Raw genomic sequence first — 7,134 nt, forward strand, 5'->3', positions numbered from 1 at the left:
CGGGCCGCGGCCACCCCCGTGACCAGGGGTTTCAGCCCCGGAACGGTTTCACGTGAAACATCGGGCCGGAGAAAGTGCGGGTATCGACCCATATCGGGGGGTATATCCATCTGGACGGTGACGGCCCCACCAGCGCATGACCTCGGCCCGCGACCCGGGGCCCGCCGTCGGAGGAGCGCAGAGCGATGGACCGAACCGAGCGCGACCACACCCGCCCCGCGGACCGCGACGACGGAGTCGACAACACCGAGCGCGCGGACCGTACCGACCGCATGGACGCGGCCACCCTGGAGGCCAGGGCCCTCTCCACGGCCCTGTTCCACCGGCTCGCCGAACTGGACGAGGGGACGGCCGACTACTCCTACGTCCGCAACACCCTGGTCGAGCTGAACCTCAGCCTCGTGAAGTACGCCGCCCGCCGCTTCCGCGGCCGCAGCGAGCCGATGGAGGACATCGTCCAGGTCGGCACGATCGGACTGATCAAGGCCATCAACCGGTTCGACCCCGAGCGCGGGGTCGAGTTCACCACCTTCGCGATGCCGACGATCAGTGGGGAGATCAAGAGGTTCTTCCGCGACACCAGCTGGGCCGTGAAGGTGCCCCGCCGGCTCCAGGAGCTGCGGATCGACAGCGCGAAGGCCCATGACGCGCTGGAGCAGGACCTCGGCCGCGAGCCCACCGACACCGAGATGGCGCGGGAGCTGGACGTCACGCCGGAGGAGTTCAGCGAGGGCCGCAAGGCGGCCAGCGCGTACTCGGCGCGCTCCCTGGACGCACCCGTGCAGGAGGACTCGGAACGCGACCCCGCCGCCGAGCGGGCCTCGCTCGGCGAGGAGGAGCCCGCGTACGACCGGATCGAGTGCTTGGAGTCCCTCAAGCCCATGCTGGCCGTGCTGCCCGAGCGGGAGCGGGAACTGCTGTCCCTGCGGTTCGGGCAGGAGCTGACCCAGTCCGAGATCGGGGCCCGGCTGGGCCTGTCCCAGATGCACGTCTCACGGCTGCTGAACCGCACCCTGACCCGGCTGCGCGGCGGCCTCCTCACCGAGACGTAGGCCAAGCGGCAGATCGGGGACCGACCGGGGGCGGCCCGGGCGGCTCGGGGGCCCGGGCGCGAGGGGCAGGGGCACGACACGGGCAAGGGCACGACACGGGGCAGCGGGGGCACGGGGCAGCGGGGGCACGGGGCAGCGGGGGCACGGGGCTACCGGGGGGCTCAGGGCCGCTGGGGGGCGCTGGGGAGTTGGGGGGCCGTCACCTCCAGCCAGACCGTCTTGCCGGGGCGGCCGTCCGGCGCCGGCACGGAGCCCCAGTTCTTCGCGAGGCGCTCCAGCAGCACCAGCCCGTGCCCGCCCGGCCGGGAGCGGTCCCGCGCCGCCCTGCGCACCGGCACCTCGGGGGCTGTCGTCGCTCACCTCGACCCGCAGCAGGCCGAGCCCGTGCCGCAGCACCAGCTCGCGGGGGCCGCCCGCGTGCAGGCAGGCGTTGGTGACCACTTCGGAGACCAGCAGGAGCAGGTCCTCCTCGGCCTCCGATCCCTCGGGCCAGAGCCAGTCGGTGAGGGCCCGCCGGGTGAAGTCCCGACACCGGGCCACGACCCCTGCCGTGGCGCCGCCCAGGACCAGCCGCCGCGTCTGCTCCGCCACAGGCTCTCCCGTCTCCGGCACCGCTCCCCCCGGCGCCGCACCTACCCCCGGCCGGGACGGACAAATCCCGCGCGGACCCCACGCTACTGCCGAGTCGCCGCCCGGAGCGCGACGCGCGGCGGTGAGGGGGCGCGGCGGGGCCGTACGGGGGCCGTTCGCGGAGGGTCCCCACCGCCGCCCCGGGCGCGCCGGGCTCGAAGGGGCCTCGACGGCGGGACGACGGCCGCCTGCACGGCGGACGGACCGCGACCGGGGGCGCGCCGGGGCGGCGGTGGCCGCCCCCGACGCGCCACGTGGGGGCCGCACAGGGCTCCCACCTCGGGTTTTCCGCCGTTCTCCCCCGTGGAGCGGCCGGTCCGACGGACGCTATGCGCGTGGTCCGGACCAGTCGAGGACCCGCCCCGGGATCCGTCAAGTCGCCCGCGCGGGGTGTCGTACCCGAGGCACCCAGGCGTCCACATCCTGGACAACTACCCTCGATATATGAACGCAGAAGCCGACGCCCTCGCGGCCGTGAAAGACGCAGTCAAAGAAGCGGACCGAAACCACGTTTTCCATTCGTGGTCGGCTCAGGAGCTCATCGACCCGCTCGCCGTGGCCGGTGCCGAGGGCTCGTACTTCTGGGACTACGACGGCAACCGCTACCTCGACTTCTCCAGCGCGCTCGTCTACACCAACATCGGCTACCAGCACCCCAAGGTGGCCGCCGCCATCGCGGAGCAGGCGGCGAAGCTCTGCACGCTCGCGCCCGGCTTCGCCGTCGACGTCCGCTCCGAGGCCGCACGCCTCATCGCCGAGCGCACCCCCGGCGACCTCGACAAGATCTTCTTCACCAACGCCGGCGCCGAGGCCGTGGAGAACGCGGTACGCATGGCCCGGCTGCACACCGGCCGGCCCAAGGTGATGTCCGCGTACCGCTCGTACCACGGGGCGACCACCACCGCGATCAACCTCACCGGCGACGCCCGCCGCTTCGGCAACGACGGCGCCACGGCCGGCGTCGTCCACTTCTGGGGCCCGTTCCTCTACCGCTCGCCCTTCCACGCCACCACCGAGCAGGAGGAGTGCGAGCGGGCGCTGCGCCACCTGGAGGACACGATCGTCTTCGAGGGGCCGCAGTCCATCGCCGCGATCATCCTGGAGACCGTCGGCGGCGCCCCCGGCGTGCTCGTGCCCCCCGCCGGCTACCTCAAGGGCGTGCGCGAGCTCTGCGACCGCCACGGCATCGTCTTCATCCTCGACGAGGTCATGGTCGGCTTCGGGCGCACCGGCGCGTGGTTCGCCGCCGACCACTGGGACGTCACCCCCGACCTCCTCTGCTTCGCCAAGGGCATCACCAGCGGTTACGTGCCGCTCGGCGGCGTCGCCATCTCCGCCGCCATCGCCGAGACCTTCGCCCGCCGGCCCTACCCGGGCGGTCTGACGTACTCCGGGCACGTGCTGGCCTGCGCCGCCGCCGTCGCCACCGTCAACACCATGGCCGAGGAGGGCATCGTCGAGCAGTCCGCACGCACCGGCGCCGAGCTGCTGGGCCCCGGCCTGCGCGAGATCGCGGAGCGCCACCCGTCCGTCGGCGAGGTCCGCGGCATGGGCACCTTCTGGGCCCTGGAGCTCGTGAAGGACGCGGAGACCCGTGAGCCGCTGGTCCCGTACAACGCCTCGGGCGCCGACAACGCGCCCATGGGCGCCTTCGGCGCGGCCCTGAAGAAGGGCGGCCTGTGGCCGCTCCTCGCCGGGAACCGCATCCACGTCGCCCCGCCCTGCAACATCTCGGCCGACGACGTGGCCAAGGGGCTGGCGATCCTCGACGAGGCCCTGTCCGTCACGGATGCGCACATGTCCTGACCTGCGGTGTTGTGCGGTCACCCAATCCGTGGGTGCTGGTGTTCGGATGTTCCGTCCGGTGGTTAACCCGCCGTACACATGGTGCAATCCCGTCAGTACTTCAGTACGAATCAGCACCTACGGACCGGGATGCACGTCAGTCCCGGGGCGGTCCTGCGGGGCCGAACGGCGGGGAGCGGGACGTCCTCCAGGGGACGGGCGCTGGACGCCGGGCGTACGGGATCCAGAACAACGGACTCCGTGTTCCCGAGTACCCGAAGGAAGACAGCATGAGCAAGCACGTCCTGGGCCAGAACCAGTACGGCAAGGCCGAGAACCGCATCGTCGTGGTGACCCGCAAGGGCAGCGACGGCTCCTGGGCCGAGATCCGCGACCTGAACGTCTCGGTCGCCCTGCGCGGCGAGTTCCGCGACGTCCACCTCACCGGCGACAACGCCAACTGCCTGCCGACCGACACCACCAAGAACACGGTGTACGCCTTCGGCAAGGAGCACGGCATCGCCTCGCCCGAGGCCTTCGGCATCCTGCTCGCGAAGCACTTCGTCTCCTCGCAGGCCCCGATCCGCGAAGCGCAGATCCGCATCGAGGAGTTCGCCTGGGAGCGGATCCCCGTCCCGACCCGCAAGGAACAGCACTCCTTCGTCCGCAAGGGCCAGGAGGTGCGCACCGCGCAGATCACCTACAGCGAGACCACCGGCCTCCAGGTCATCTCGGGCCTGAAGGACCTGACGGTGATGAACTCGACCAACTCCGAGTTCCACGGTTTCATCAAGGACAAGTACACGACCCTCCAGGAGGCGTACGACCGCATCCTGGCGACCAAGGTCACCGCCCGCTGGGCGCACTCGGCGCTGGCCGGCGACGACGCCGGGTACGACTGGGACCAGTCGTACAAGAAGGTCCGCAAGCACATGCTGGAGGCCTTCGCGGAGACGTACTCCTACTCGCTCCAGCAGACCCTGAACCAGATGGCCGAGCGGGTGCTGGACAACTGCCCCAAGGTCAACGAGGTGCGCCTCAACCTGCCCAACAAGCACCACTTCCTGGTCGACCTGGAGCCCTTCGGCCTCAAGAACGACAACGAGGTGTACTTCGCCGCGGACCGCATGTACGGCCTGATCGAGGGCACCGTGCACCGCGACGGCGTGCAGCCGGTCATCGCGACCTCCGACTGGATCGTCGCGTAGGGGCCGCCGCCCCCAGCCTCCCCCGCCGTCGCGGACGGCCCGGACCGCGTCGCGGGGTCCGGGCCGTCCGGCTTTCCCGCTTTCCCGCTTGGCCGCTTTCCCGCTCGGCCGCTCGGCCGCTTGGCCGCTACCGGGGCCGGCCGACGAGGAGGTTCCAGCGGCCGGCGCGTCCGCTGAGGGAGGTCACGGTGTCCGGCCGGACGTCCAGCCGCCAGAAGGCGGCGGCCGGCAGCTCCAACGCGGCCACCACCGCCGCCCGTACGACGGCCTGTGCGACCAGCGCGTGGTGCCGGCCGGGGCCCAGGCCCGCCAGGTGCGCGCCCGTACGGGCGATCAGCGCCGCCACCGGCTCCCCGCCGCCCGGGGGCGCGTAGTCGGGGTCCGTGAGCCAGCGCCGGATGCCCTCCGGGTCCCCGGCGGCCACCTCTTCGAGGGTGCGGCCCGCCCAGTCCCCCATCGCAGGCCCGGCGAGGCCCGGGTGGCCGGGGCACGGCTCCCCGTACCCGAACCGCCCCTGGCGGGCGGCTTCGTCGAGCGGGGGCGTGGCGAGGTGTACGCGTACGGATGGCATGCGGGGAGCGTAGAGCGCACGCCCGGGGGCGCGGAACGGCGGCCGCGCGCCGTGGTGTTCAAGCCACGGGCGCGGTACGGTCGCGGACGACATGACGAAGGCCTGACGGAAGCACCGGTGAGAATCCGGCACGGTCGCGCCACTGTGAACCTCCCGCTGCACCCTGGGAGGGAAGTCAGACCCGCCGCCTTCGAACACAGAGCACCACTGACCGGGACGCGTGTTCCCCCTGGAGGTTCTGCAATGGCCCACACCGCCGTGTCCGCTTCGGCGCCCGCCGCCGTCGCCCCCATCTCCCTCGCCGCGCTGGCGCCCTGGGCCGCCTTCGCCGCGGTCCTGGCCCTCGTCCTGCTGTACTTCGTCGGCATCGAGCAGGGCGCCACCGCCGTGTTCCAGGGCGAGACCGTCCACGAGTGGCTGCACGACGGCCGCCACCTGCTCGGTTTCCCCTGCCACTGATCCCCTTCCGATCTCCCTCACGATCACCCAAGGGGTTCATGCGTGAACACCGTCTCCCCCCGTGTCCTGCTGGTGCGGGGCATGCTGGCCGGCCTGCTCGCCGGTGTCGCCGCCTTCCTCGTCGCGTACCTCCTCGGCGAGTCCAAGGTCGACGCGGCGATCGCCATCGAGGAGGCCGGCCATCTCGCGGCCGGCCATGACCACGGCGCCGAGGACGCCCCGGTCAGCCGGGCCCTCCAGGCCACGGCCGGCCTCGGCACCGGCGTCCTGCTGTACGGGGCCGCCCTCGGCGGCATCGCCGCGCTCGTCTACTGCTTCGCCCTGGGCCGGATCGGCCGCTTCGGCGCCCGGGCCACGGCGGCCCTGGTCACCGGCGCCCTGTTCGTCACCGTGACCCTGGTGCCGTTCTTCAAGTACCCGGCCAACCCGCCGGCCGTCGGGGACCCCGACACGGCCGCCCGGCGGACCGCCCTCTACCTGCTGATGATCGCCCTGGGCGCGCTGCTGGCGGCGGGCGCGCTGATCCTGGGACGGCGGCTCGCGCCGCGTCTGGGCAACTGGAACGCCTCGGTCGTCGCCGCGCTGGCCTTCGTGGCGGCGGTGGGCGTCGCGTACGCGCTGCTGCCCGGGATCAACGAGGTGCCCGCCGACTTCCCGGCCGCGCTGATCTGGCAGTTCCGTCTCGCGTCGCTGGCCATCCAGGCAGCGCTGTGGACGACTTTCGGACTGGCCTTCGGTTTTCTAGCCGAACGCGCTCTTGCCCCGGCCGCCCCACCCAAGGAGGCTGTACAGCCGACGAGTTGAGCGCGACGCCTGTTGCGCGTGTGACGGGCGTGGAGGTGGGATCCGGCGATGCAGTACGCGATCCGGGAATGGCGGGGCTGGACCGGTGCCGCGCCGTTCTGGCTGAACTCGGTACTGCTGGTCCTGGCCCCCTTCACCGCCGCCACCCTCCTCGCCCAGATCGGCGTCATCAGCGCCCTGGCCGCCCTCGGCGGGCTGGCCCGGCAGCTCTGGTTCGGGGACTACGGCCACCCCGCGATGCACCTCGCCGCCGCCCTGATGGGGGTGGCGGCGGTGGCGCTCGTGGTGGCCTGACCGCTCCTCAACTCCCCTCCCGCGGCCCGGACCGCCGCCCCCCAGTCAAAGATGATCTTGGTCCGGGGGAGAATGGCGGTCCTTTTTTCGACGGAGCGGACCGGGGAGCTGGTGTGGGGTCAGGGCGGGACATACCCGAGGAGTATCTGGACGGGTACGTACGCATGCTCGCGGACGCGTCGGCCACCGGCCGGCCCCCCGCCCCCGAGGAGCTCGACGCCCGCCGCGCGCTCGGCGAGCGGGCCGCCGGGGCCGGTTACGGGCTGCGGAGCCTGGTCGGGGCGCACCTCGCCGCCACCCGCACCGCCATCGGCGGACACCTCGCCCCCGA

At 72.6% G+C, this 7,134-nt stretch carries 8 protein-coding genes and 1 pseudogene; 7 read left to right on the plus strand and 2 right to left on the minus strand.

All coding sequences use genetic code 11. The features are described 5' to 3' along the window. Nucleotides 1-185: 185 nt before the first annotated feature. Nucleotides 186-1,052, plus strand: a complete 867-nt coding sequence (locus tag SSNG_RS17015; RefSeq protein WP_007265106.1) for a SigB/SigF/SigG family RNA polymerase sigma factor — start codon at nt 186-188, stop codon at nt 1,050-1,052. A 161-nt stretch (nt 1,053-1,213) separates the two neighbouring features. Here SSNG_RS17015 and SSNG_RS43875 read toward each other — a convergent pair whose 3' ends face one another. Continuing rightward, nucleotides 1,214-1,390, minus strand: a complete 177-nt coding sequence (locus tag SSNG_RS43875) for a hypothetical protein (RefSeq protein WP_241695070.1) — start codon at nt 1,388-1,390, stop codon at nt 1,214-1,216. Nucleotides 1,391-2,126: 736 nt separating this feature from the next. On the opposite strand from SSNG_RS43875, the gene SSNG_RS17025 reads away from it, so the two are divergent. Next, a complete protein-coding gene (locus tag SSNG_RS17025; RefSeq protein ID WP_007265108.1) occupies nt 2,127-3,488 on the plus strand; it encodes an aspartate aminotransferase family protein in 1,362 nt (453 codons plus the stop codon). A gap of 269 nt (nt 3,489-3,757) precedes the next feature. Continuing rightward, the gene (pucL, locus tag SSNG_RS17030; RefSeq protein WP_007265109.1) at nt 3,758-4,675 is read left to right on the plus strand and encodes a factor-independent urate hydroxylase; all 918 of its coding nucleotides are present in this window, start codon (nt 3,758-3,760) and stop codon (nt 4,673-4,675) included. Between the two features lie 127 nt (nt 4,676-4,802). Here pucL and SSNG_RS17035 read toward each other — a convergent pair whose 3' ends face one another. After that, nucleotides 4,803-5,246 (minus strand): histidine phosphatase family protein, encoded by a 444-nt coding sequence (locus SSNG_RS17035; RefSeq protein ID WP_241695071.1) that lies wholly within the window; start codon nt 5,244-5,246, stop codon nt 4,803-4,805. A 243-nt stretch (nt 5,247-5,489) separates the two neighbouring features. On the opposite strand from SSNG_RS17035, the gene SSNG_RS17040 reads away from it, so the two are divergent. The 4 genes and pseudogenes from SSNG_RS17040 to SSNG_RS39835 all read left to right on the plus strand — a co-directional run. Continuing rightward, the gene (locus tag SSNG_RS17040) at nt 5,490-5,705 is read left to right on the plus strand and encodes a CbtB-domain containing protein (protein WP_007265111.1); all 216 of its coding nucleotides are present in this window, start codon (nt 5,490-5,492) and stop codon (nt 5,703-5,705) included. 42 nt (nt 5,706-5,747) lie between these two features. After that, complete coding sequence (locus tag SSNG_RS17045; RefSeq protein ID WP_007265112.1) at nt 5,748-6,509, plus strand: CbtA family protein; 762 nt, start codon at nt 5,748-5,750, stop codon at nt 6,507-6,509. Nucleotides 6,510-6,557: 48 nt separating this feature from the next. Further along, nucleotides 6,558-6,803, plus strand: coding sequence for a hypothetical protein (locus tag SSNG_RS17050; RefSeq protein ID WP_007265113.1), 246 nt, complete (start codon nt 6,558-6,560; stop codon nt 6,801-6,803). A 164-nt stretch (nt 6,804-6,967) separates the two neighbouring features. Next, nucleotides 6,968-7,134: pseudogene (locus tag SSNG_RS39835) on the plus strand (PucR family transcriptional regulator); the annotation flags it as partial.

This window comes from Streptomyces sp. C (genome assembly GCF_000158895.1).
GTDB classification, from domain to species: Bacteria; Actinomycetota; Actinomycetes; order Streptomycetales; family Streptomycetaceae; genus Streptomyces; species Streptomyces racemochromogenes.

What these genes read in the sequence shown, in the direction of transcription:
- pucL (WP_007265109.1), top strand. Translation starts at nt 3,758, where the DNA reads ATGAGCAAGCACGTCCTGGGCCAGAACCAGTACGGCAAGGCCGAGAAC.
- SSNG_RS17050 (WP_007265113.1), top strand. Translation starts at nt 6,558, where the DNA reads ATGCAGTACGCGATCCGGGAATGGCGGGGCTGGACCGGTGCCGCGCCG.
- SSNG_RS17025 (WP_007265108.1), top strand. Translation starts at nt 2,127, where the DNA reads ATGAACGCAGAAGCCGACGCCCTCGCGGCCGTGAAAGACGCAGTCAAA.
- SSNG_RS17015 (WP_007265106.1), top strand. Translation starts at nt 186, where the DNA reads ATGGACCGAACCGAGCGCGACCACACCCGCCCCGCGGACCGCGACGAC.
- SSNG_RS17040 (WP_007265111.1), top strand. Translation starts at nt 5,490, where the DNA reads ATGGCCCACACCGCCGTGTCCGCTTCGGCGCCCGCCGCCGTCGCCCCC.
- SSNG_RS17035 (WP_241695071.1), bottom strand. Translation starts at nt 5,246, where the DNA reads ATGCCATCCGTACGCGTACACCTCGCCACGCCCCCGCTCGACGAAGCC.